This window comes from Paraglaciecola sp. (assembly GCF_039942875.1).
GTDB lineage: Bacteria > Pseudomonadota > Gammaproteobacteria > Enterobacterales > Alteromonadaceae > Paraglaciecola.
Genome location: NZ_JBDVBQ010000051.1, coordinates 23,233 through 46,746 on the forward strand (window position 1 = coordinate 23,233; position 23,514 = coordinate 46,746).

The 23,514-nt window shown below is 39.0% G+C and carries 19 protein-coding genes; 2 read left to right on the forward strand and 17 right to left on the reverse strand.

What is annotated here, in order from left to right; genetic code table 11:
* Positions 1-5 precede the first annotated feature (5 nt).
* The 11 genes from hscA to ABJE44_RS17810 form a co-directional block, all read right to left on the reverse strand.
* On the reverse strand, positions 6-1,868 hold the full coding sequence (gene hscA, locus ABJE44_RS17760; protein WP_348111220.1) for a Fe-S protein assembly chaperone HscA: 1,863 nt from the start codon (positions 1,866-1,868) through the stop codon (positions 6-8).
* Positions 1,869-1,899: 31 nt separating this feature from the next.
* A complete protein-coding gene (hscB, locus tag ABJE44_RS17765; RefSeq protein WP_348111222.1) occupies positions 1,900-2,427 on the reverse strand; it encodes a co-chaperone HscB in 528 nt (175 codons plus the stop codon).
* A 55-nt stretch (positions 2,428-2,482) separates the two neighbouring features.
* Entirely contained in the window at positions 2,483-2,806 is a 324-nt protein-coding gene (gene iscA, locus ABJE44_RS17770; RefSeq protein WP_133470594.1) for an iron-sulfur cluster assembly protein IscA, read from the reverse strand.
* A gap of 31 nt (positions 2,807-2,837) precedes the next feature.
* Positions 2,838-3,218 (reverse strand): Fe-S cluster assembly scaffold IscU, encoded by a 381-nt coding sequence (gene iscU, locus ABJE44_RS17775; RefSeq protein ID WP_133470593.1) that lies wholly within the window; start codon positions 3,216-3,218, stop codon positions 2,838-2,840.
* Positions 3,219-3,287: 69 nt separating this feature from the next.
* Entirely contained in the window at positions 3,288-4,511 is a 1,224-nt protein-coding gene (locus tag ABJE44_RS17780) for an IscS subfamily cysteine desulfurase (protein WP_348111223.1), read from the reverse strand.
* A gap of 12 nt (positions 4,512-4,523) precedes the next feature.
* On the reverse strand, positions 4,524-5,012 hold the full coding sequence (gene iscR / locus ABJE44_RS17785; RefSeq protein WP_348111224.1) for a Fe-S cluster assembly transcriptional regulator IscR: 489 nt from the start codon (positions 5,010-5,012) through the stop codon (positions 4,524-4,526).
* 108 nt (positions 5,013-5,120) lie between these two features.
* Positions 5,121-5,930, reverse strand: a complete 810-nt coding sequence (gene cysE / locus ABJE44_RS17790; protein WP_348111225.1) for a serine O-acetyltransferase — start codon at positions 5,928-5,930, stop codon at positions 5,121-5,123.
* A gap of 2 nt (positions 5,931-5,932) precedes the next feature.
* Positions 5,933-6,670, reverse strand: a complete 738-nt coding sequence (trmJ, locus tag ABJE44_RS17795) for a tRNA (cytosine(32)/uridine(32)-2'-O)-methyltransferase TrmJ (protein ID WP_348111226.1) — start codon at positions 6,668-6,670, stop codon at positions 5,933-5,935.
* Between the two features lie 193 nt (positions 6,671-6,863).
* Positions 6,864-9,950: an EAL domain-containing protein gene (locus tag ABJE44_RS17800; RefSeq protein ID WP_348111227.1), complete on the reverse strand. Its 3,087-nt coding sequence runs from the start codon at positions 9,948-9,950 to the stop codon at positions 6,864-6,866.
* Positions 9,951-9,961: 11 nt separating this feature from the next.
* Positions 9,962-10,393, reverse strand: coding sequence for a hypothetical protein (locus ABJE44_RS17805; RefSeq protein ID WP_348111228.1), 432 nt, complete (start codon positions 10,391-10,393; stop codon positions 9,962-9,964).
* A 3-nt stretch (positions 10,394-10,396) separates the two neighbouring features.
* Positions 10,397-11,644: a hypothetical protein gene (locus ABJE44_RS17810; RefSeq protein WP_348111229.1), complete on the reverse strand. Its 1,248-nt coding sequence runs from the start codon at positions 11,642-11,644 to the stop codon at positions 10,397-10,399.
* A 351-nt stretch (positions 11,645-11,995) separates the two neighbouring features.
* Between ABJE44_RS17810 and suhB the strand changes: the two genes are divergently transcribed.
* Positions 11,996-12,769: an inositol-1-monophosphatase gene (suhB, locus tag ABJE44_RS17815; RefSeq protein ID WP_348111230.1), complete on the forward strand. Its 774-nt coding sequence runs from the start codon at positions 11,996-11,998 to the stop codon at positions 12,767-12,769.
* A 103-nt stretch (positions 12,770-12,872) separates the two neighbouring features.
* On the opposite strand, the gene ABJE44_RS17820 is transcribed toward suhB, so the two are convergent.
* The 5 genes from ABJE44_RS17820 to tgt all read right to left on the reverse strand — a co-directional run bounded on the left by ABJE44_RS17820 (position 12,873) and on the right by tgt (position 20,284).
* Complete coding sequence (locus tag ABJE44_RS17820; protein ID WP_348111231.1) at positions 12,873-15,770, reverse strand: insulinase family protein; 2,898 nt, start codon at positions 15,768-15,770, stop codon at positions 12,873-12,875.
* Between the two features lie 162 nt (positions 15,771-15,932).
* Positions 15,933-16,874 (reverse strand): protein translocase subunit SecF, encoded by a 942-nt coding sequence (gene secF / locus ABJE44_RS17825; protein ID WP_348111232.1) that lies wholly within the window; start codon positions 16,872-16,874, stop codon positions 15,933-15,935.
* A 10-nt stretch (positions 16,875-16,884) separates the two neighbouring features.
* Positions 16,885-18,729, reverse strand: a complete 1,845-nt coding sequence (gene secD, locus ABJE44_RS17830; RefSeq protein ID WP_348111233.1) for a protein translocase subunit SecD — start codon at positions 18,727-18,729, stop codon at positions 16,885-16,887.
* Between the two features lie 56 nt (positions 18,730-18,785).
* On the reverse strand, positions 18,786-19,121 hold the full coding sequence (gene yajC / locus ABJE44_RS17835; RefSeq protein WP_133470579.1) for a preprotein translocase subunit YajC: 336 nt from the start codon (positions 19,119-19,121) through the stop codon (positions 18,786-18,788).
* A 44-nt stretch (positions 19,122-19,165) separates the two neighbouring features.
* A complete protein-coding gene (tgt, locus tag ABJE44_RS17840; protein WP_348111234.1) occupies positions 19,166-20,284 on the reverse strand; it encodes a tRNA guanosine(34) transglycosylase Tgt in 1,119 nt (372 codons plus the stop codon).
* Between the two features lie 317 nt (positions 20,285-20,601).
* On the opposite strand from tgt, the gene ABJE44_RS17845 reads away from it, so the two are divergent.
* On the forward strand, positions 20,602-22,290 hold the full coding sequence (locus ABJE44_RS17845) for a methyl-accepting chemotaxis protein (RefSeq protein WP_348111235.1): 1,689 nt from the start codon (positions 20,602-20,604) through the stop codon (positions 22,288-22,290).
* A gap of 29 nt (positions 22,291-22,319) precedes the next feature.
* On the opposite strand, the gene queA is transcribed toward ABJE44_RS17845, so the two are convergent.
* On the reverse strand, positions 22,320-23,375 hold the full coding sequence (gene queA, locus ABJE44_RS17850; RefSeq protein WP_348111236.1) for a tRNA preQ1(34) S-adenosylmethionine ribosyltransferase-isomerase QueA: 1,056 nt from the start codon (positions 23,373-23,375) through the stop codon (positions 22,320-22,322).
* Between the last annotated feature and the right edge of the window lie 139 nt (positions 23,376-23,514).

The following is a 23,514-nucleotide window of genomic DNA, read 5'->3' on the forward strand; positions in this document are numbered from 1 at the left end:
TTAAATTATATTTGGTCGACTGACTGACCGGAAAATGCATTTTTAATCGATTGGTCCATTCTGCGTTCAGCAAAAACTTGACTCAATTTATCAACATGTTCAATACCGGCCTTAATAGCGTCTTTATCGGAACCTTCGGCCAATGCTTGTAACTCTGCTAGGCCTTGCTCTATGACTTGTTTTTCACTGGTATTGAGTAACGCTGCACCGTCAGCATGTAATGCTGCCCTTAAGGTTTCGTATACTCTTGCAGCTTCAACTTGCTGCTCTTTTAACATTCTAGCTTGCATGTCATCTTGGGCATGCTCCATTGATGCCTTAAGCATATTTGCTATTTCAGTATCATCTAATCCATAAGATGGCTTAACTTGAATATCAGCCTTAACACCACTAGATTTTTCCATGGCTGTCACGTTCAACAATCCATCAGCATCAACTTGAAAAGTCACGCGGATATGCGCTGCGCCTGCAGCCATGGGAGGAATACCTTTTAACGTAAATTTAGCCAGCGATCTACAATCACTAACAAGTTCTCGCTCACCCTGTACTACATGGATCATCATTGCCGTTTGACCATCTTTAAACGTGGTAAACTCTTGAGCTTTTGCTACGGGAATGGTGGTGTTTCTACTAATCACTTTCTCAGTTAAGCCACCCATAGTTTCTATCCCTAGAGATAATGGCAACACATCCAAAAGTAACATGTCACTATCAGGCTTATTGCCAACCAAAATGTCTGCTTGTATGGCTGCACCCACAGCTACAACTTTATCAGGATTAATAGATGTTAATGGAGTCCGCTCAAAAAACTCCCCTACTTTTTGGCAAACGGCTGGTACACGAGTTGACCCACCCACCATAACGACTTCAAGCACTTGCTCTTTCTCAAGCTCGGCATCTTTTAAAGCTCGGCGACAGGCTCGTAACGTATTTTTAATTAAAGGAGCGATAAGGTTTTCAAAGCTATCTAGGGTAATGATTATCTCATGACCTTTATCAGTATCATCGGTAAACTCAATAGTGACTTGGGCTTCTTTAGATAGTAACTCTTTTGCTTGCTTTGCTTTATCAAGCAACCTTCTATGTAGCTCTTTTGATAACCCGCCTTGCAAACCTGTTTGCTCTCGAATGAACTCAACCAAAACAGCATCAAAGTCGTCACCACCTAGGGCAGAATCTCCACCTGTGGCTAATACTTCAAATACACCTTTACTTAATCGCAATATAGAAATATCAAAGGTTCCACCACCTAAATCATAAACGGCTATAACACCTTCTTGCCCTGAGTCTAAACCGTAGGCGATTGCAGCAGCTGTAGGCTCATTTAACAGCCTTAAGACATTTAATCCTGCAAGTGTGGCAGCATCTTTGGTGCCTTGACGCTGAGCGTCATCGAAATAGGCTGGAACAGTAACAACTGCGCCTTGCAACTCATCACCTAAAGTTTTTTCAGCTCTACTTTTAAGTACCGACAATATTTCTGCAGACACTTGAACAGGGTTAACATCACCAGATGCCACTGTCATTACAGGGGAGTCGGAATCAGTAAATTGATAAGGTAGGTGTGGATAAGACTTATTAATATCAGCCACTGAACGGCCTAAAAAACGCTTCACAGACACAATAGTATTACTTGGATCAATGCTAGCCTGTGATTTAGCTGCATTACCCACTTCAACACTTTGCTGTAAATACCGCACTACTGACGGCAACAAGTGGTTGCCCTGCTCATCTGGCAGCGTTAGTGCTTCACCACTTCTAACAGAAGCCACTAATGAATTAGTTGTGCCTAAATCAATTCCAACCGCTAATTTACGTTGATGAGGAGCGGCGCTTTGACCGGGTTCAGCTATTTGCAGTAATGCCATGATTCGATTCTTTTGATTTAAATAAATGAATTTAGAAGTCGTTTAAGGCTTCTTCTTTGATCTCAATTTCCGCTAACATTTTATATAAAAATTTTAGCTTACGGATAACATCAGCGGCCTGTAGCGCTGCTTCTTCTTGCTCACTTGCTAACAAACTTTGTAGTTTGCCTAAATCGCTTTTTACGTTTTGTGTAATTTCATCTTCAAGAGACTCTAACACGTCCAAAGGGTCGCTATTATCGTCTAACTCAGCTAACGCTTCTCGCCATTCCATTTGCTGCATCAAAAAAGCGGTATCTTTAATGGTTTGCTGCTCATGCTGCAAATCAATACCTCTTAATGAAAGTATGTGCTCAGCTCTAGGTAAAGGTGATTTTAAAGTGCTATACGCATCGTTAACTTGTGCATTTTTTTGAATAGCGACGAGTTTATCTTGCTCACTTCCACTAGCAAACCTATCTGGATGAGTCAGACGCTGGAGTTGCTGATAGGTTTGAGATAATGCAGAAAAATCTACATCAAAAGAAACAGAGATATTAAAAAGCTCGAAGTAGTTCATCTGATTTTATTAGGCTTACTGTTTTTGAATTGCAGAAAAATAACAAGACTAAGGGCTAAACGTTAAAGCTTTCGCCACAACCACACTCGCCGTTAGCGTTAGGATTAGTAAACTCAAAGCCCTCGTTCAAACCATCTTTAGCGAAATCTAAATGGGTACCATCTAAGTACACTAAGCTTTTGCCGTCGACGATAATTTTTACACCATTGTCTTCAAAGAGTTGATCATCTGAATTTAAATCATCAACAAACTCAAGAACATAAGCTAAACCAGAACAGCCAGTTGTCTTTACACCAAGACGCAACCCTAAACCTTTCCCTCTATTTTCGAGAAATGTTTTAGCACGTTGTGCTGCGCTATCGGATACGGTAATTGCCACTGGCTACTCCTATTACTTAAAAATTTTTATCTTAGTTTTGGCGACTTTTATAATCTTCAACTGCTGCTTTAATAGCATCTTCGGCTAAAATTGAGCAGTGAATTTTTACAGGTGGTAAAGCAAGTTCTTCTGCGATATCAGTATTTTTAATTTCTACTGCTTCATCGATAGACTTACCCTTAACCCACTCAGTTACCAAAGAGCTAGATGCGATAGCTGATCCACAACCATAAGTTTTGAATTTTGCGTCTTCTATAATGCCGTTATCATCAATTTTTAATTGTAACTTCATTACGTCACCGCAAGCCGGTGCACCCACCATGCCCGTTGCAATTTTAGGATCGTTCTTATCAAACCCACCTACGTTACGAGGGTTTTCGTAGTGATCAATTACTTTTTCGCTGTAAGCCATTATCTTTACCTTTGTTTATGTGCTGCTAAATTTCAGCCCAACAACACATTAATTTTAAAACACGTTAACTTAGTGGTGAGCCCACTCAACAGAATCTAAATCAATACCTTCTTTATACATATCCCACAACGGCGACATTTCGCGAAGCTTATCTATAGCATTACGAATAACACCAATAACGTAATCAATTTCAGCTTCTGTTGTAAAACGTCCCATAGTAAAACGGATCGAGCTATGCGCTAACTCATCGTTTAACCCAAGAGCACGTAGTACATAAGATGGCTCAAGACTAGCAGAGGTACAAGCTGAACCAGATGATACAGCCATGTCTTTAAGAGCCATAATTAATGACTCACCTTCAACGTAAGCAAAGCTTACATTTAGATTACCCGCAATACGGTGTTCCATATCACCGTTTAGGTAAACGGCTTCCATATCTTTAATGCCGTTCCATAATTTATTACGTAGCATGAGTAAGCGTTCGTTTTCAGCGCCCATTTCTTCTTTTGCAATTCTGAATGCTTCACCCATACCAACAATTTGGTGAGTTGCCATCGTTCCAGAACGCATACCACGCTCATGACCGCCGCCATGCATTTGCGCTTCTAAACGAATACGAGGTTTACGACGTACGTACAAAGCACCTATCCCTTTAGGACCATAAGTTTTGTGGGCAGAAAATGACATCAAATCAACTTTCATTGTCTGTAAATCGATTGGGACTTTACCTGTGCTTTGTGCGGCGTCAACGTGGAACAAAACCTTACGCTCGCGGCATATTTCGCCAATTGCAGTAATGTCTTGAATCACACCAATCTCGTTATTTACATGCATCACACTGACTAAAATAGTGTCTGGACGAATAGCAGCAACTAGTTTATCCAAATCAAGTAAACCATTTGGCTCTGGATCTAAATAGGTGACTTCAAACCCTTCACGCTCTAACTGACGCATAGTATCTAGTACCGCCTTATGCTCAGTTTTTACAGTAATTAGATGCTTACCTTTTTTACCATAAAAATTAGCAGCGCCTTTGATACCGAGGTTATTTGACTCAGTAGCACCCGAGGTAAATACAATCTCTCTAGGGTCTGCATTCACTAAATCTGCGATTTGATTACGGCCAATATCTACCGCTTCTTCTGCTACCCAACCAAATTTATGAGAACGAGAAGCAGGGTTACCAAACACACCTTCTGTAGTCAAACACTCAGCCATTTTAGCGGCAACACGAGGGTCTACCGGTGTAGTTGAAGAATAATCCAAGTAGATTGGAAGCTTTAATTCGCTCATTTTTTACTCCGCTTAAAGCTGCAAACTGATAGTAATGTCGTTTGACGCTATATTATTAAGATGTTTATTTTTGTCTTGGCGCTGCGCAACTTGTTTCACTTCATGTTGCTCCATTAATTCGCCTAGAGTAATACCGTTTAAAAATACACTGATACGGTCGCTTAATCCTTCCCACAAATTGTGAGTTAAACAACGTTCACCGCCTTGGCATCCTCCCTGACCTTGGCACTTAGTAGCATCTACGGATTCATTTACCGCACTGATCACTTCGCCAATAGATATATCGCTAGCATTACGACCTAACTTATAACCACCGCCAGGGCCACGTACACTTTCAACTAGTTCTTCTCTACGAAGACGAGAAAAAAGCTGCTCTAGGTATGACAATGAAATTTCTTGGCGCTCTGAGATTTCTGCTAAAGACACAGGACCACGTTGAGAATGCAATGATACATCCAACATCGCGGTTACCGCGTAACGCCCTTTTGAAGTCAATTTCATACTTATAAACCTAATATCTATGATGTATCAGATCTTCACATACCCTACTATTTTAGTCAAGTATTTAACCTAGTGTTTTACTCAAGTATTAAGGTTCACATCGCTAGGTTAAATTTGCGGGTCGAAAGCATCACATGCTTTTTTAATATCTTTTGCCATTTCGTCGTCAGAAAAATTATCTAATTCTAGACTTGGTAGTGATTTTCCGCACACATCTCCACCCATTTTGTTAATGGCTTTACACATTTCTTCTACCTTAGTGTCTATTAGATGCACATGATCGACCATCACGCCAATGGCGTGAGCAACAGGATCAGGGTTATCGGTGGCAACAGCATAAGCATCAAATCCGTATTTTTGCGCAATTTTTTCTCTTTCACCTTGATTAGGTGGAGTAGGTTTTTTCTGAGAAACGACGACTCTGCCAGGTATGCCTATCACTGTCGCGTTTTCAGGCACGTCACGCACCACTACAGAATTAGAACCCACTTTTGCCCCTTTGTGCATAGTAATTGGCCCTAACACTTTTGCACCGGCACCTACCACTACATTATCTTCTAACGTTGGGTGACGTTTCCCCGCATTCCAGCTGGTTCCGCCCAAAGTGACACCATGATATAGGGTAACATCATTTCCAATTTCAGCTGTTTCACCTATCACTACCCCCATACCATGGTCTATAAAAAATCGGCGTCCCAAGGTGGCACCTGGATGAATTTCAATCCCGGTCAACCAACGAGAAAAAGTAGAAACAGAGCGCGCCAACCACTTCCAATTTGCTTTCCAAAGCCTATGGCCCAAACGATGCAGCCAGATAGCATGTAATCCTGGGTAATTAGTCAACACTTCAAAGGTTGTGCGGGCAGCAGGGTCGCGATGAAAAACGCTCTGCACGTCTTCTTTCATTCTGTTAAACATAGTTATTCTTTGTTTGAAGTGGTTTTACCAATTGACGCTAATATGCCTCGTAAAATGTTGAGTTCTTGTGACTCGGGACGGGCACGATTGAACATCCTGCGTAATTTGGTCATCACCATACCGGGATGTTTAGCAATGATGAAATTCGTTTTAATAAGGGTTTGTTCCAAATGACTATAAAAACCCTCTAGATCTTCAGATAATGGATACTCAGTGTTCTCTGGGTGGTTTTCGGGATGCTGGCTTCTAGTAAGATTCAAGTACGCCATACGTACTTCGTAACATAATGTCTGTACCGCAGCCGCTAGATTCAAAGAGCTATAATCAGGGTTTGCAGGGATACAAACATGAAAATGACATAGCTGTAGTTCTTCGTTACTCAATCCATTATTTTCACGTCCAAACACCAAAGCAACAGGATACTTGGGTACTTCAGAGATTAACTTTTCACCACAACCTCTAGGCTCAAGCATGGGCCAAGACAATGTTCGTGAGCGGGCACTTGTTCCAACAACTAACCCGCAGTCAGTAACAGCTTCTTCCAATGTATCGACTATCCGAGCATTTGCCAATACATCACCCGCCCCTGCGGCTAATGCACTCGACTTCCCATCAGGAGGAGATACTGGGTCAACCAAAACTAACTGACTTAACCCCATAGTTTTCATAGCTCTAGCAGCAGAGCCTATGTTACCGGTATGAGAAGTATTAACTAGAACAACGCGAATATTTTCTAACATGACGGAGACACACTTCCTGAGCTGGCAATTTTCTGGGCGCGGATAATAGCATAAGCAACCCTTAGCTCAAAGCATGAGAAAAATTAAAATAAGCTAACTGAAATGCCAAGTTCAATGAATAAAAATAATTGTCAAACACCTAAGTTAAGATTTAACTATTAACAGGCAAAGCTTCATCAATCACAGAGGAGATTTAAGGTTGTTCAAAGAGGTTACTATGTTCTAGAAAATCAAATGACTCTTCAGCAGAAATGGGAGGTCCATATAAATAGCCTTGGACATAATGACAGCCCATTTTATCTAATATAGACAATTGTTCTTCAGTCTCTACGCCTTCAGCGACTATCTCTAAATCTAATGCATGTGCGATAGCCACTATGGCCTGGGTTATAGCCATGCCTGTCTTGTCTGAACTCAATTGATTTACGAAACTTTTATCAATTTTTAGAACGTCTAGAGGAAATTTATTTAGATAACTCAGAGAAGAATAACCTGTACCAAAGTCATCAATTGATAAACTAACACCTAATTGTTTTAACTTCTTCAAAGTATTAATCACAGTTTCAGCTTCATCGACAAAAAGGCTCTCAGTAAGCTCTAACTCAACATAACGAGCATTGAGGTCTACTTGATTTAGAATGTTAGAAAGATCATAAGTAACATCCGATAACATAAATTGTTTAATGGAGACGTTAATGGCAATTTTAATGGTACTAAAACCGTGCTGATGCCACTGCTTTACCTGTTGGCAGGCTTTTTTCAGTACTTGTTTCCCTAAGTCAACAATTAGACCAGCATCTTCAGCTATAGGAATAAATTCATCAGGAGATATTGTTCCCAATGTTGGATGAAACCACCTTGAAAGTGCTTCAAAAGACACGACTGCCCCTGTTGTGATATTAATTTGAGGTTGAAAATAAAGAGACAATTTGTCTTCTTTTAAGGCTTCTCTTAATTCTTTTTCAACTAAATTCCGTCGATTAACATGGTCGCTCATACTTGGTTCAAAGAAATGAAACAAATTACTCCCAGTCGTCTTTGAGAAATACATAGCAGTGTCTGCGTAGTGCACTAATTCATCAGCAGTTTTGGCATTTTCAGGATAGAGGCTTATACCTATACTTACCCCTACTCCTGAGTCTTTGTCATTTACTATTAACCCTTTGTCAAATTGCTTAACTAAATCCATTGCAATTCTTTCTACGTTCACTTTATTTGCTACGTTTTCAATAATAATAGCGAATTCATCGCCTCCAAGGCGAGCTGCGTAATCTGTCTTTCGTGCTAACTTCACAAGTGTTGCACCGACTTTCCTCAATAATTGATCACCTGATTCATGCCCTAAGGTGTCATTCACTTGCTTAAATCTATCCAAATCGATAAAAAACAACGCTAAAGATTCGCCTTCATTTTTTGCTTTAACAATTGCAGAGTCTAGACTTTTTCGGAAATAACCACGATTCGGTAGCCCCGTTAAAATGTCGTGGTTAGCCATAGTCCAGAGATCTTTTTCTGATTTTTTCTTATGGGTAATATCGTTAAATGCGCACACATAGTGAGTGGGAGCACCATTAGTATCTAGGATAGCGTTAATGCTTATATCTTTAATAAAGCGCTCTCCATTTTTCTTCATTCCGATTAATTCATTTTGCCATTTCCCATTGTTTTGTATTTCATGGGTAAACTCTTTAATATCAAAAGAAGAATGTGAGTGATTAATGATAAAATCTGGAATACGCCCTACCACATCACTCAGACTAGAACCGGTTGTTTCTTTAAAAGCTTCATTAACAGCAAGCACCACTAATGTTTTGTCTAATATCACGATTGCACTCGCACTGCTGTCAAATGCTTTTGCATAAAGTCTAATTTCTTTCTCAGCTTCTCTTTGATCGCTGATATCCATTAAAGTGCCAACAATCAAATTATCATTGCTTAACTGGTCATCCTGCTTGGTGACTCTACCTTTCATTTTTAACCATTTTAGATTGTCATTTACAAAGACTCTAAACTCGACTTCAAATAAGTCAGAGGCCTCCATCTTAAAATCCTTAAAATAGGTATTTACATTGGCTCTATCATCTTCATGAATTTTAGAAATAAACTCGGCTAAAGAAAACTTAATTGGACTCGTTTCTATAGATAAAATTTCACAGCTCTCTTCCACTAAAAGTATCGTTGAGTCGCTAACAGAAAACTCCCACATCCCTTCTCCGCTGCCCCACATAGCTAAAGTCAGCCTCTCTTCGCTTGCAGACAGAGCAGTTTGCCTAGTGTGTATTTGCTCAAGCATATTATTTAGACCTTGAGCAAAAAGTCCAATCTCATCAGTACGCCTAGTTTGATATCGAATCGAAGCTGGCACTTTGCCAAGTGCTTGCTTATCCATAAAGTCAATTAGGTTCTTGAGAGGTTTAGCTATGACCTGTGTAATAGTGAAGAATTGAGAGATGCCTAATACTAAAATAAGAGATATCGCTAAAACGATAATACTTCGTTGCATTTCATGAACAAACAACAACGCGTTTTCTTCGCTAATACCTACTGATATGGTCAAATTCGAATCTGGGTCATGAAGGTCTCTACTTAACCAGTTTCTATCTATAGGTTCCCCTGCAATTAACACAGCACCCGCCATTACCGTAAGTTGCATATTCAAGCCTTGCAATTCTTCAACTAATTCTTGCAATACTGAGCTAGCATCTCGCACAATATAAATAGCTCCTACCACTTCCTCTTCTGCAAAAGTGCCAGACATTGAAAATTTATATTTGAGGGTATAAAGAACTTTTTGATTTACGCTTGTTGTGTAGTAGGAATCAAATTTTGCTTTATCAATGAAAATAAACCTTGGGGTAACACTATAGGTAGACTCAGCTACCTCACCGTTGTTAATTCTTATTATTGAGCGGCGCTTAGTAAAAATTTCAATATTGAGGTAATGGCTTTTAGATGCATTTAAAGAAATTAAAAATTGTTCTAAGGTCACTAGCTCCTCATTCATTCCCTTGGTGTCATCAAGTAGTTCGTAATCTATGTAATTACTCAGTGCATTATGAGAAGTAATAACTTGAGCATCTTCGATAATTTGTTCTGACAAACTCTCAAACACCATTTGGCTACGAGCTAAAGCGTTATCCAAATCACGGACAATTAGTGGAGTAACTAACTGTTCAAATCTATTAATATTTATGTATGCCTGAAGTAACAACACTATGGTTATTGCACTTCCAACATATAAAATTAATTTAGTGGCTATAGATTTTTTTAATAATCCCAAGGACATAATATTTAATTTATTGTCATTACGATTCTAACACCTTGCATATTATCAATTTCTGACTCCGGAATGTATCCAATCGCAGATTCTTTAGCACTCACAAACCTTGTTACTAAACGATGAGGTTTAATTTTCACTTCATTTTGAATGGTATTGTTCACAAAACGATTAGACCAATATCTTTGACTCGATATAGGTGACATATTCAACACTTCTTGGCAAAATTTTTCTCTAGCTTCAGATTTCACTGGCAACTCGAACACTAAAATTTCAGTACCGTCAGACCAAACAGAGTTTTTATCTAAGTAGATCAACTTAACCATTTCAGGACTTATTATGTCGGTATTTTTTTCGTTAACGACTACGTATACAGTCTCTGAAAAAGCCTTTTCAGAAAAAAAGCAAAAAAACATGATAAATGTAAGTGATTTAAGCTTTCTCATAGTCTAGTTCCCCAAATACGTGGAGATTGAAAAGGTATAAAAACCTACGTCATCAACTGAAGAGTTTTGATATTGGTTTCTGTGATATTCCCCTTTAAGCGTAATTGCTTCATTAAGATGAAAGTTTACAAAAATTGAGTTTCTTTTTACTGTATTTGTACCAAGGTTGTTCGCATCATAGTAATCGTAGCGATAACCGAGATCCCAGTCGTTCAAGTGATACTTAAACTGAGCGTAAAACCCCTCTCTATCATAATCAAGAGCGTCATCGGAGAACTCAAGATTAGCAAGGGCATATTCACCTTGAACAGAAATATTATGATAGCGAGCTTCCAAGTGGTATCCATATGCAAACTTGTCAGCATTCCCATTAGCGCTGTCTTCATTGTCATTATAAAGGGTGAATCCAAGATTAAACTCATCCCATAAAGGCAATTGTATTCGCCCCCTGAAACCAGTGGCCTTGTTACTATTAAGGTCTTTCTTACCTGAAATAGATGATTCACCGTTTCCTATAAATACATTGTAATCGACACTAATTAAATCAGTTAAATACTGGCGCCCAAAACCTGAAACTCCATCAACAAACTGCGGAAAAATACGAAATATATGCATGGGTCGCTCTTGGGTAGCAACAAAGGGGGGGTAGTGATCTTCTGACCAAATTCCAGCAGGAGAAAAAAATCGCCCTGCTCTTAAGTTTATCAGTTGACTGTAATTCCAATCAAAATTTACAGCTTCAACAAAAATCGTACCTGACGCTTCTTCCAACTCTCCCGAGCCATCATTTATGCCATCAAACTTAGGAGCATCTTCATATTCAATTTCAGAAAAGAACTTAAATTTATTATCAAATTTCTTTGTAAAGAACAGCGACAAATGATGCATTCTAAACTCTTCACTGACTCCAGGACTATCTGACCCTTTATACTCAACATCAGCATAGCCTGAGACCTGCATTCGGTTTTCGTCTTTTTTAATTAACTCCTCGATCAAATAATGCTGCTCTTCTAGCTCTAAGGTCAAGTCACTAATTGAGCGAGTAATAACCTCATCGTCAGGCTCATCATTTTCTTGCATACCATCGGAGTCTGATACTGCTGCACTCTCAGACGAGAGTTTATCAACTAAGATTTCAAGTTGTTGTATACGTTTCTCGAGCTCAACCACGGTATCTGCTGTGGTAATAAAGGAGCTGAAAGTTAACACTGTAAACACACATGCATTCACAACAGATTTGGGTCTGATCATATAGTTACTTGGATTAAAAATTTCCCTAATGCGAACCATAACTCCAAAACTTTTTAAATTCTAATAATACTTATCATAATATTAAGCGATAAAATAAACCATTCCATTAGACTTTAGGTTTATAACCAACAAATTAAACCAGTAAGTAAGCCATATTTAACCGCCATAATCATCTGAATCTAACAAGTCCAATCTCAAGGTTTTACAATCAATATACCCGAATATCAGTTACAATCTGGCTAGTAAAACGCTTATCACTCTGGTAAACTGCGCGGCGATTTTTTGTGCAACTGTTTATATTTTTATACAACAGCTGTCTACTTACTGTTCTTTTAAAATTGGTGGTTAACTATGCATCCTATGCTGAATATAGCGATCCGTGCTGCGCGGACGGCGGGCAACATTATTGTTAAAGGGTTTGAAAATCAAACTGATTTGATGACAGAAGCAAAAGGCGATAACGATTATGTTACTCGTATTGATAAAGAAGCCGAACAAGCAATTATTCATAAAATTAAGCAATCTTACCCTGAGCACAGCTTTGTGGGTGAAGAAGGAGGGGTAGTTGAAGGTGACAACGACTTTAAATGGATTATTGATCCATTAGATGGCACTACCAATTTTATTAAAGGTATCCCTCATTTTGCAGTATCTATTGCTCTTATGCATAAAGGTAGACTTGATCAAGCGGTAGTTTTTGATCCTCTTCGTGGTGAACTGTTTACTGCCAGCAAAGGTGCGGGTGCACAATTAAACGGTTTTCGTATTAGAGCAAGTAAAGCTAAAGAGTTAAGTCAAACAATTCTAGCCACTGCCTTCCCATTCAAAGCAAAAGACACACTACCAGAGTACCAACAAAGCTTTAATAAGATATTTATGCAAGCAGGTGACATTCGCCGTTCAGGCTCTGCCGCGCTAGACTTAGCCTATGTTGCTGCAGGTCGTTATGACGGGTACTGGGAGCGTGGCATTAAACCTTGGGATATCGCTGCTGGGGAGTTATTGGTTCGTGAATCAGGTGGATTAGTAACCGATTTTGCAGGGGGGAATGACCCAATGCACAAAGGTGAAATAGTGGCAGGTAGCCCTAAAATCGTCCAAACTTTAGTAAAACACTTGAAATAAAAAAACAACAAGGCGAGTGATACTCGCCTTTTTCTTTATATCTTCAATAAGCGACTGAATACTAATCACTGTTAAGGTAATTAAACAAATTAGTGAAAGAGGTTTAATTGCTTAATGCTTGATGAAAGACATCCACATTCGTTACTGTTTCTGAGCCTTCCAATTCAATAAAGTTTTTATGTGCAAAATTATGGCCACGCATTTGCACTAGCACTCGTCCAAATTCGGTACCTTCCTGCAAGCGTTTATAAATTGCAATGACATCGTCTAATGTAACTTCTTCCAACTCTTTAATTAGTCTCTGCTTACTATCAAATGTCCACTCTTGATCACGCCAATCTTCGATAAACTCTCCCATTTCCTGTGATAGGTTTTTAGGGGGTTGATTAAGGGTAACTAAAATACCGTTCACTGTGGTGGTTAAGGTTTCTGGTGTCACTGCCGCAAGTTTAGATACAAACTCCTTACGGAATAATTCAATACGTTCATGTACTTCAACTAATCCTTTTGCGGGTGATTGAATATAAAAACCGAATAGCATTTGATCTCGCCAAGTCTCTCCAAAAAAATTAACAGCATAAGCTAACTGTTCTTCTGTTCTGATTTGTTTAAATAATGCTGGTCGTATCAACTGCGACAACACACGTGCTGCAGCTAAATCAGTGGAGTTTAAAGGCGTTAAATAAGCATCGATTAACCCTACATCGGGTATATCTAAGTCTTCTTTCCAGCTATAAATACTTCCTGGTAAAGGATGTAAAGTGGGAGTTTGGTAAACCTCAGAAGTATCCCGCTTATCTGGCAACACGGCTAACACTAATTCAGCCAATGCTTTAACTTGCTCATCGGTATAGTTGCCATAAGCAAAGACTCGCAAGTTAGCTTTTTTTAATAATTGATCTCGAAACCATTTAAGATCGGCTGGTGAAATGCCATTTACCTCGGCCAATAATGCATTGTCGCTATACCCATCTAAATTCACTATTTCGCTAAATTTAGGAAAGAGTTGGTTGAGTAGTATTTGCTTCTTACCGCTTTCAATATCAGATATAAAACTCGCTTTAATATTGTCTAAATCTGCAGCACTAATGTTAAAGGAATGTATTTGTTGCAATGTTTGAGTTACTAGATCACCTTGTTTATCAGTAAAACCACTCACAGTAAGTGACAAACCATTATGTAAGCTGGTATTCAGCCCCATACCTGCGGCCCCTGCTTCAGACTGCAACTCAATTAACTGTTGGCTTAATGCTCTGCTTAATAGGCTTGCTAAAACATGATTTTTTGCACTTATTTTAGTAAAGCCGCTATTTAACTCGAATGAGATCCGACCTTTAGGTTGCTTAAACAGTGCCGAGTGTCCTAAATGAACCGTATAACCCTTTTCGCTAACTAACAATTGAGGTTTTTCTACATAGGCTGTTTTAACAAGATCAAAGTTTTCAGGCATTAAGGTGTTTGCCCTAGGTAAACTTAAGTTGAATTGTGTCCCATATTTTCGCCATGTATTAATATTTTCGTCAGTAATATCTTGCACACTATACTTACCTGCAAAATACTTCATTTCAATGTCTGCAGGTTGCGCTTTATCTATATAAAAAACACGAGCATTATCTAAAGTTAATTGGTTTAAAACTTTTTGAATCGCCTCAGCATTGAAACCTTGATATTCATACTCACTACTTAATACATATTCAGTTGGTATGTGCTGTAAGTTTGCTGCTATCTGCATTGCGTAGTTGTAGTCATTAGTTTTCTCTTTGAAACGAAAGTCATTATTTAACGATTGCTTAATTTCATTGAAATATAGTGGGTTGACTCCTTGTTCTCGCAATAAGCGTAAATATCTCACTACCGCACCCATTACCTTGTCTCTGTTTTTAACGCCTGTTTCCGTGAGATCAATGTACAAAATAAAGCTACCTGAACTACCATATTCATCGGCCTCGTAAGTAGAATATACAGCTTCACTATATCCAGCATCACGCAACTCTGACGCTAACGTACCAGGCATTTCATTTGCCATTAAGTAATTGACATAGCCGTTTGGTTTTACTGCAAATTCATGTGCGTTATTTTCAATAACAAAATGCAGACTTAACTGTTTCATATCTGCTTGTGGCACATAATGAACTATCTTTTTTAGTTGCTGCGCTGTTGCCACCGGTACATTAATAGTTGGTTTAGGGGTATGTTTATTTGGAATGTTAGAAAAATGACGTTTTGCGAGTAACTTCATCTCAGCAATTGACAAATTACTAATCATGGCGGCTTTCATTAAGTTTGCAGAATAATAATGGTTATAAAAGTCTAATAGAGCGTCTTGAAGTTTTTGGTTACCGCTATCTTTAAGAGACTCTAAATTACCCCAATTAAATTGTGATATAGGGTGTTCAGGGTTTAGTGTTTTCCCTTCTAACTGTGCAAGTATGACCCAATCGTTTGGGCTTTTCATAGTCCATTCTGAGTGCACCGCATTACGCTCTTTATCAGCATATTCTTCATTTAATAATGCCTCATAAAAAAATCCACTAAATCTAGATAAGGCTTGGTCGTATGCTTCATTATTTACCGCTACCATAAAATTAGTATGATCGAGCTCTGTATAGGCATTTTGGGTTCCGCCATTTAAGGTAACAAATTCGCCATACCCCCCCACCTCTGGGTAGGATTTGGTACCCATAAACAACATATGTTCTAAGTAGTGAGCCAAACCACCAAACTCTTTGGGTTCTTGAAATGAACCAACAGCCACACTTAATGCCACCGCTGACTTTTCAATATCTGGATCGGATACCAATAAAATTTGTAAGTCGTTATCTAAAACAATAGAGGCATATTCACGATCATCATTAGGACTTTTGACTATATGGTGCTGCACCTCAGGCTCACTTGAAACCTGTTCATTTTCATTTTTATGTGTAGCGCCACAAGCTGAAATTAACAAGCTAATGCTCAGAACTATTGCTGAGCCAAACTTGTATTTTTCGGTTGATATCATGTTTTTCCTAACTAAGACATTGGTAATTTCAGCATTAAAATATACCTGATTAACAGAGAATAAGTGCTACTTATACAGTTAAAAACTGGGTGTTCTCACTTACTGAAATAAAAAACCAGCAATCAGTGCTGGTTTTTAGTTTTGTATTTTTCTATTAGGGGATTAAACCACAGCGTCTTGATCGGCGCCTTCCTTCTCTACTTCTGTAGGCATTAAGTCTTCTTTACTAATACCTAGCGTTAACGCTACTAAACTAGCTACATAGATAGATGAATAGGTACCAATTAACACACCAAACAACAAGGCTGTTGCGAAACCATGAATAGTCGCACCACCTAAAAAGAATAGAGCTAGCAATACTAATATAGTGGTTAGCGAGGTTATTATGGTTCGATTCAAGGTTTGAGTAAGAGATGTATTAATTATATCTTCTGATTCACCCTTACGGATCTTACGAAAGTTCTCACGGATCCTGTCGCACACTACAATCGTATCATTAAGTGAATAGCCAATAACCGCCAATACAGCCGCTAATACGGTTAGGTCAAACTCTAATTGAAACACAGAGAATAGACCCAGAGTAATGATAACATCGTGAGTTAAGGCAGCGACTGAACCCAGCGCAAAACGCCATTCAAATCGCATCGCAACATAGATAAGTATGCAAACTAAAGCCACTAACATAGCTAAACCGCCCTGCTCTGTTAACTCTTCGCCTACACTTGAACTAACATAAGAACTACCACGCATTTCAGCCGTATCATCGGCTTCTTTCAATACCTTAAGGGCTTCATCACCTAACTCAGCGGGTTTAACCCCGTCACGCGACGCTAGACGAATCAATACATCAGTACTACTGCCAAAGTTCTGAACCACCGCATCTTTAAAATCAGATTGTTCTAATACTTTACGGATTTCTTCTAAGTTTGCGGTATTTTCATAACCCACTTCGATTTGCGTTCCGCCAGTAAAGTCTAGCCCCCAGTTAAGTTGATTAACTGCAAGTGACACTAGTGAACCAATAACCAACAAAATTGACAATGCCGCCGCTGGTTTTTTTAATGCCATAAAGGCAACGGTTTCTTTCATATTTAATAATTGCATGGTTTTGCTCCTAAATTGACAACTTGGTTAGACGTTTTCCGCCCCACCATGCATTAACAATGACTCGAGTCACCACAATGGCAGTGAACATCGAAGTAGCGATACCGATCATTAAGGTGATAGAGAAACCTTTTATAGGACCCGTACCAACGGCAAAAAGTATCAAACCAACTAGGAAGGTTGTAATGTTCGCATCAAAGATAGTTGAAAATGCACTATCGTAACCATGATGTATAGCCTGCTGGGGACTTCTGCCTTCTTTTATTTCTTCACGTATTCGCTCGAAAATTAGTACATTGGCATCTACCGCCATTCCCACTGTCAGCACAATACCAGCCATTCCCGGTAAACTCAGTGCAGCACCTGGGATCATAGACATAATGCCCACTATCATGACTAAATTAAGGGTTAATGCGATATTTGCAACCACGCCAAATTTTTTATAATAAGCCAACATGAAAACAAGTACTGCCACAAAGCCCCAAATAATGGCCTGCATACCTAAATTAATATTTTCTTGGCCTAAACTTGGCCCTACAGTACGTTCTTCAATAATTTGAATAGGCGCAATCAATGCGCCAGCTCTAAGTAATAATGCTAAGTCATGGGCTTCTCTAGGGGAGTCTAATCCTGTGGTTTCAAACTTATTACTGAATACCCCATTAATAGTCGCCACACTAATAACACGACGTTTTTCTTCAAAAATAAGTTTGTCATTCTCGTCACGCTCATCTGTGGCTTTATATTCAATAAATACCACAGCCATAGGTTTACCTACCGCTCGTTTAGTGAAATTAAGCATTTGAGCTCCTCCCTTAGAATCAAGAGAGATCGACACTTTAGGCATGCCGTTTTGGTCAACACCACTGTTGGCATCAATAATAGAGCTACCTTTTACTATGACCTTTTTCTTCAATAACTGAGGACCACCTTTTTCATAAGGTAATAACTCTGAACCTGCAGGAACCCGTCCATTGATGGCGTCACGGACATCATGTTCAAGATCAACTTCTCTATATTCTAAAGTTGCTGTCGCGTTTAATATCTCTTTTGCTTTTGCTGTGTCTTGAATACCCGGTAACTGAACCACAATACGATCAGGGCCTTGTTTTTGAACCGTAGGCTCTGCAACACCTAATTGGTTTACCCTATTACGGATTATCGTTATATTTTGCTTTACTGCGTAATCACGTGTTTCTAGTAACTTTTGCTCTGACATTTTCACCAAAAGAACTAAGTCACTTTTATTGCTAAACACAAAGTCACGATTACGATTTTTTAGGAAAAATTCAGCCTTGTCTAACTTTTCTTCATCACGAAAATAAATTTCAACACCATCTTCAACCTGCTTCACAGTGCGGTAACGAATGCCTTCTTCTCTCAAAGCTGATTTAAAATCACCCACCATATCTTCATATGATTTTGACAAAGCAGATTTCATATCTACTTCCATCAAAAAATGTACGCCACCACGTAGGTCTAACCCTAGTTTCATCGGAGTCCCCCCTAAGGACTCTAACCATTTTGGCGTATCTGGAGCCAAGTTCATGGCAACTGAATAATCATCACCTAGTGCTTTTTCAATGGTCTCACGGGCGATTAGTTGGGTATCTGAATCGGGAACACGAACTAAAATTTGTTCGTTTTGTAACACAACGCTTTTACTTGGAATATTCGCTGACTTTAATTCAGCTGAGACTTTGTCTAAAGTAGCCCCGTCAATTACCGCGTTACTACTAGCAGAAATTTGTACCGCATGATCTTCGCCATATAAATTAGGGGATGCATACAAGGCACATATACCAACAACTATGACGACCGCAAAGTATTTCCACAGCGGAGTTTGATTTAACACAAGACATTCCTTCCGTTTTTCAATAAAAAGGGGCCAAAGCCCCTACAACTAAAGCTTTATATAGCTTTCATAGTACCTTTAGGCAATACAGCCGATATGGCAGACTTTTGTATAACGATATTAGTACTATCGTTTAAACCAATCTCAATAAAATCTTTGTCTTCTGATACCTTGGTAATCTTACCAACCATGCCACCTTGGGTTAACACTTCGTCACCTTTACTTAGCGAGCTTACTAAGTTTTTATGCTCTTTCACCCGTTTCGCTTGTGGGCGATACAACATAAAGTAAAAAATTAAGCCAAACACACCAAGCATGATCAACATTTCAAAACCGCCACCGGCAGCTCCGCCAGCATCTTGCGCGTAAGCATTCGATATAAATAAACTCATAAATTCCCCTAATCTTTGTTAATTGTTAAAATAATAGCTACCCGTTACTCTTTTAATTCGGGTACTGGTAATCCTTTTTGTGCGTAAAACTCACTAACAAAACTATCTAAGTCGTTAGCTGCAATTGCATCACGCAACCCCTGCATTACACGTTGGTAATAACGTAAATTGTGTATGGTATTAAGACGAGAGCCCAATATCTCATTGCACTTATCCAAGTGATGTAGATATGACCGAGAATAATTTTTACAAGTGTAACAATCACATTTATCGTCTAAAGGTCCTGTATCCGTCTTGTGAACAGCGTTACGAATTTTTACAATTCCATCAGTCACGAACAAATGTCCATTGCGAGCATTTCGGGTCGGCATCACACAATCGAACATGTCAATACCGCGACGCACTGCTTCAACTATGTCTTCTGGCTTACCCACTCCCATTAAATAGCGAGGTTTGTCTGCAGGAATTTGTTCAGTGGTATGATCAAGAATTTTAATCATTTCGTCTTTTGGCTCACCAACCGATAAGCCTCCGATAGCATAACCATCAAAGCCGATATCTTCTAATCCTTGCAGAGAAACATCTCGCAAATCTTCGTACATTCCACCCTGAATTATTCCGAATAAAGCCGAAGGACTATCGCCATGCTCCGCTTTGCTGCGCTTAGCCCAGCGCAGCGACATTTCCATAGATACTCTTGCTTCACTTTCTGTGGCAGGATATGGCGTACACTCGTCAAAAATCATGACTATGTCCGACCCAAGATCCCGTTGAACTTGCATAGACTTTTCTGGCGTTAGAAGTATTTTTTCACCATTAATTGGAGAACGAAAAGTCACCCCTTCTTCAGTGATCTTACGCAAGTCACCCAAACTGAAAACTTGGAAACCACCTGAGTCAGTCAAAATTGGCTTATCCCAATGCATGAAGTCATGTAAATCACCATGCTGTTTGATGATTTCAGTACCTGGCCGTAACATCAAATGAAAGGTGTTACCTAAACAAATATGAGCGCCGGTTTCATCTAGTTCCTCAGGAGTCATCCCCTTAACAGTACCGTAAGTACCTACAGGCATAAAAGCAGGAGTTTCTACTACCCCACGCTCAAATACCAATCGACCGCGACGAGCTTTGCCGTCTGTATTGTCTAATTCAAATTTCATTTATCTCTCTCTGCTTACCGGAAAACAGTCCGATGGCGAACAAGCCCTTCAAAACAAACTCTATTTCATTTTGAACAGCTAAAAAATTTGCGAGATTATATACGAATCCCCACCTGGTTTGAAAACTATATGACTACTAAATTTTATTCGGTTTCTAAATTAACCAATAATATTGCGGTAGATACTTAACGATGACCATACTAAGCAAAATAACTAGCTAGCCATACTTACTTCAAATAATTAAGCTTGCTTTCGAATAGATTTGTATTATTACTAGATGTAAGATTTAAAATATCAAACAAAGGCCATCTTACCTTATGCTTCTAAATAAACTTTCGATCCGCAATAGACTTTTAACGACATCAATTCTGCCACTTGTCATTACATGTATCGCACTCTTATCTATCATTTATGTTCAACTAGGCAACCTGATAGAAACGGAGAAGGCGTCGGCGACACAACTAATTACTAAGACTAAAAAGACAGAGCTTAAAAATATAATTGATTTAGCTTATCACTCTATAAAACCACTATATGAAGGAGGAGGAAGTAGAGAAGAAGCGGTTCAAATAATGAAACGTATGGAATTTGGAGAAGATGGTTATATCTTTGGTTATGATGGAGATTCAACACGTATTTTTAGTGGAACAAGTAGTGCAGGAATTGGCAACAGCTATCGCGACTTTAAAGACGTAAACGGTGTATTTCTTATTAATGACTTAGTGACAGCAGGTCGCAAGAACAAATTAGGAGACGGTAATGAGTTTGTCACCTATCACTTCGCAAAACCTAATGAGACAGTGGCCTCACCTAAACTATCGTATTCAATATTTTTAGAAAAATGGGACTTAATGATTGGGGTCGGTATCTATGTCGATAGTATTGAAAAAGACTCTGCTATTTTTGAAGTGCACGTGGAAGAAGTCAGTAACACACTACTAACCTCGGTTACTGTAATATCCATTATTCTGATTATTCTTATGGTAGCTGTAAGCTTATTTATTGTCAGTTCCATATTAACCCCACTCAATACAGTTTCGGAATCCATTCGTCAACTGAGTGCCGGTAATGGAGACCTCACACAGAGAATTCCCGTTCAAGACAAGTTTGAAACGGGTATTCTTGCAGAGAATCTAAATTCATTTTTAATATCCTTACAAGATGATATAAAGCACATTTACAATGTAGCGTTGGATGTTGATTCAGAGACTAATTTATTAGTAGAGCAAACAGACAATATTAAACTTCTTAGCAGTCAACAACAAACATCTGTTGAGTCAGTAGCGTCTGCTACGACAGAAATGAATGCCTCCTCAAATGAAGTATTAATTAACGCTAAAACTGCATCTGATGCCGCCAACGCAGCAAACAGTCATGGTAAAGAAGCACTAGATCAGATAGAAAAAAGCAGTAGCGAGATGGGAGAGCTGATTATTGAAATCAAAAAAGCCCATGGTATTGTGGAAGATGTAGGTGGTGATGTTGAAAATATCGGCACCATTTTACAAGTGATTGAAAGCATTGCAGAACAGACTAACTTATTAGCATTAAATGCTGCGATAGAGGCAGCTCGAGCAGGAGAACAAGGACGAGGCTTTGCTGTAGTAGCTGATGAAGTTAGAAATTTAGCAAGTAAAACGCAAGGTAGCACAGAACAAATTCAACAAATGATTGCCAAACTCCAAAGCAACTCTAAGTTAGCTGTTGAGGGGATGCAGCGCAGCATGACTTGCAGTTCAGCCGCCGAGCAAAGTGTATCTCAAACCTCAACAACTCTAAGCGATATCGTAGGTTCAATAAGAAAAATTACCAATATGAATTCAGAAATTGCGAATGCCGCAGAAGAACAAAATCAAGTTGGTAATGATATTGGAAAACAGATAGTGGAAATATTTACTCAAACATCAAGTTTAAACGATATAATTGAGCAAAATAATAAAACATCTGACAATTTACGTGAGAAAGCAAATGAACTAGACAACATTGTTAATCAATTTAAATTGTAATTAGTTCTAGCAAGTTGAGAGTGAAAAGCTTATTTATCTAGGCCTTTTGCTCTCTCTAAAAACATAGCATCCCCATAACTAAAAAATCGATACTTGTGCTCGATTGCCTGTTGATATGCAAAATCAATTTTTGCCTTACCACAGAAAGCACTTACCAACATCAGCAACGTTGATTCAGATAAATGAAAGTTAGTTAACATAGCGTCAACTAGCTGAAATTCGTAACCTGGATAAATAAAGATATCGGTGTCACTGAAGAATGGTTGTAGGGGCTTACCTAATTTTAATGAGGCTTGCGCTGCAGACTCTAGAGAACGTACCGAGGTGGTCCCCACAGCTATAACCCTTTTACCCTCGGCTTTAGTGGCAACGATAGCATCAACAACCTGTTGCGAAACCTCGGCGTATTCTGAGTGCATTTGATGCTCAAGAATATTATCTACTCTGACAGGCTGAAAAGTGCCTGCCCCAACGTGTAAAGTGACAAACTCAGAATTAACCCCTTTGTCTTTAAGCTGCTGTAAAATCGCTTCATCAAAATGCAAACCTGCAGTAGGAGCTGCAACTGCACCGGGGACCTGGTTATATACAGTTTGGTAGCGCTCTTTATCAGACTCTTCATCTGGCCTGTCGATGTATGGTGGAAGCGGCATATGCCCATATTGCTCAAGCAATGCTAACACTGGTTCCTCATTAAGAAATTTCAACTCAAATAATGCATCATGACGCTGCACCATTTCGGCTTTTAAGTGATTTTCAAGAATGAGTATTGTCCCAACTTTAGGTGATTTACTGGCTCTGACATGTGCCAATACCCTGTGTTGGTCTAGCACCCTTTCCACTAATACTTCTACTTTACCGCCAGATTCCTTTTGCCCAAGTAAACGAGCCGGTATCACTCTAGTATTATTAAAGATTAAAAGGTCGCCCTCATTAACTAAACTGACTATGTCGTTAAATTTTTGATGGGAGACAACTCCACTGTCACCATCTAGGTGCATCAAACGACTCGCTGTGCGTTGCTTTGTAGGGTATCGAGCTATAAGTGCTTCAGGTAAATCAAATTGAAAATCAGATAATTTCATAAGGTTCTCGCCATTAAATCGCCGTGCATTTTACGGTGATGTGTCGTTTAGCTCAAGATGTCTCTAGTCAAGGTGTAAAAAAGCTGAGTATTTTGAGCTCTATTACATTTAGGGTACGAAACACTCGTTTTCCTGAGTC

Excerpts from the sequence above, each read along its gene's own strand:
- hscA (WP_348111220.1), bottom strand. The coding sequence starts at position 1,868 with ATGGCATTACTGCAAATAGCTGAACCCGGTCAAAGCGCCGCTCCTCAT.
- hscB (WP_348111222.1), bottom strand. The coding sequence starts at position 2,427 with ATGAACTACTTCGAGCTTTTTAATATCTCTGTTTCTTTTGATGTAGAT.
- iscU (WP_133470593.1), bottom strand. The coding sequence starts at position 3,218 with ATGGCTTACAGCGAAAAAGTAATTGATCACTACGAAAACCCTCGTAAC.
- ABJE44_RS17780 (WP_348111223.1), bottom strand. The coding sequence starts at position 4,511 with ATGAGCGAATTAAAGCTTCCAATCTACTTGGATTATTCTTCAACTACA.
- iscR (WP_348111224.1), bottom strand. The coding sequence starts at position 5,012 with ATGAAATTGACTTCAAAAGGGCGTTACGCGGTAACCGCGATGTTGGAT.
- cysE (WP_348111225.1), bottom strand. The coding sequence starts at position 5,930 with ATGTTTAACAGAATGAAAGAAGACGTGCAGAGCGTTTTTCATCGCGAC.
- trmJ (WP_348111226.1), bottom strand. The coding sequence starts at position 6,670 with ATGTTAGAAAATATTCGCGTTGTTCTAGTTAATACTTCTCATACCGGT.
- ABJE44_RS17805 (WP_348111228.1), bottom strand. The coding sequence starts at position 10,393 with ATGAGAAAGCTTAAATCACTTACATTTATCATGTTTTTTTGCTTTTTT.
- ABJE44_RS17810 (WP_348111229.1), bottom strand. The coding sequence starts at position 11,644 with ATGATCAGACCCAAATCTGTTGTGAATGCATGTGTGTTTACAGTGTTA.
- suhB (WP_348111230.1), top strand. The coding sequence starts at position 11,996 with ATGCATCCTATGCTGAATATAGCGATCCGTGCTGCGCGGACGGCGGGC.
- ABJE44_RS17820 (WP_348111231.1), bottom strand. The coding sequence starts at position 15,770 with ATGATATCAACCGAAAAATACAAGTTTGGCTCAGCAATAGTTCTGAGC.
- secF (WP_348111232.1), bottom strand. The coding sequence starts at position 16,874 with ATGCAATTATTAAATATGAAAGAAACCGTTGCCTTTATGGCATTAAAA.
- yajC (WP_133470579.1), bottom strand. The coding sequence starts at position 19,121 with ATGAGTTTATTTATATCGAATGCTTACGCGCAAGATGCTGGCGGAGCT.
- tgt (WP_348111234.1), bottom strand. The coding sequence starts at position 20,284 with ATGAAATTTGAATTAGACAATACAGACGGCAAAGCTCGTCGCGGTCGA.
- ABJE44_RS17845 (WP_348111235.1), top strand. The coding sequence starts at position 20,602 with ATGCTTCTAAATAAACTTTCGATCCGCAATAGACTTTTAACGACATCA.
- queA (WP_348111236.1), bottom strand. The coding sequence starts at position 23,375 with ATGAAATTATCTGATTTTCAATTTGATTTACCTGAAGCACTTATAGCT.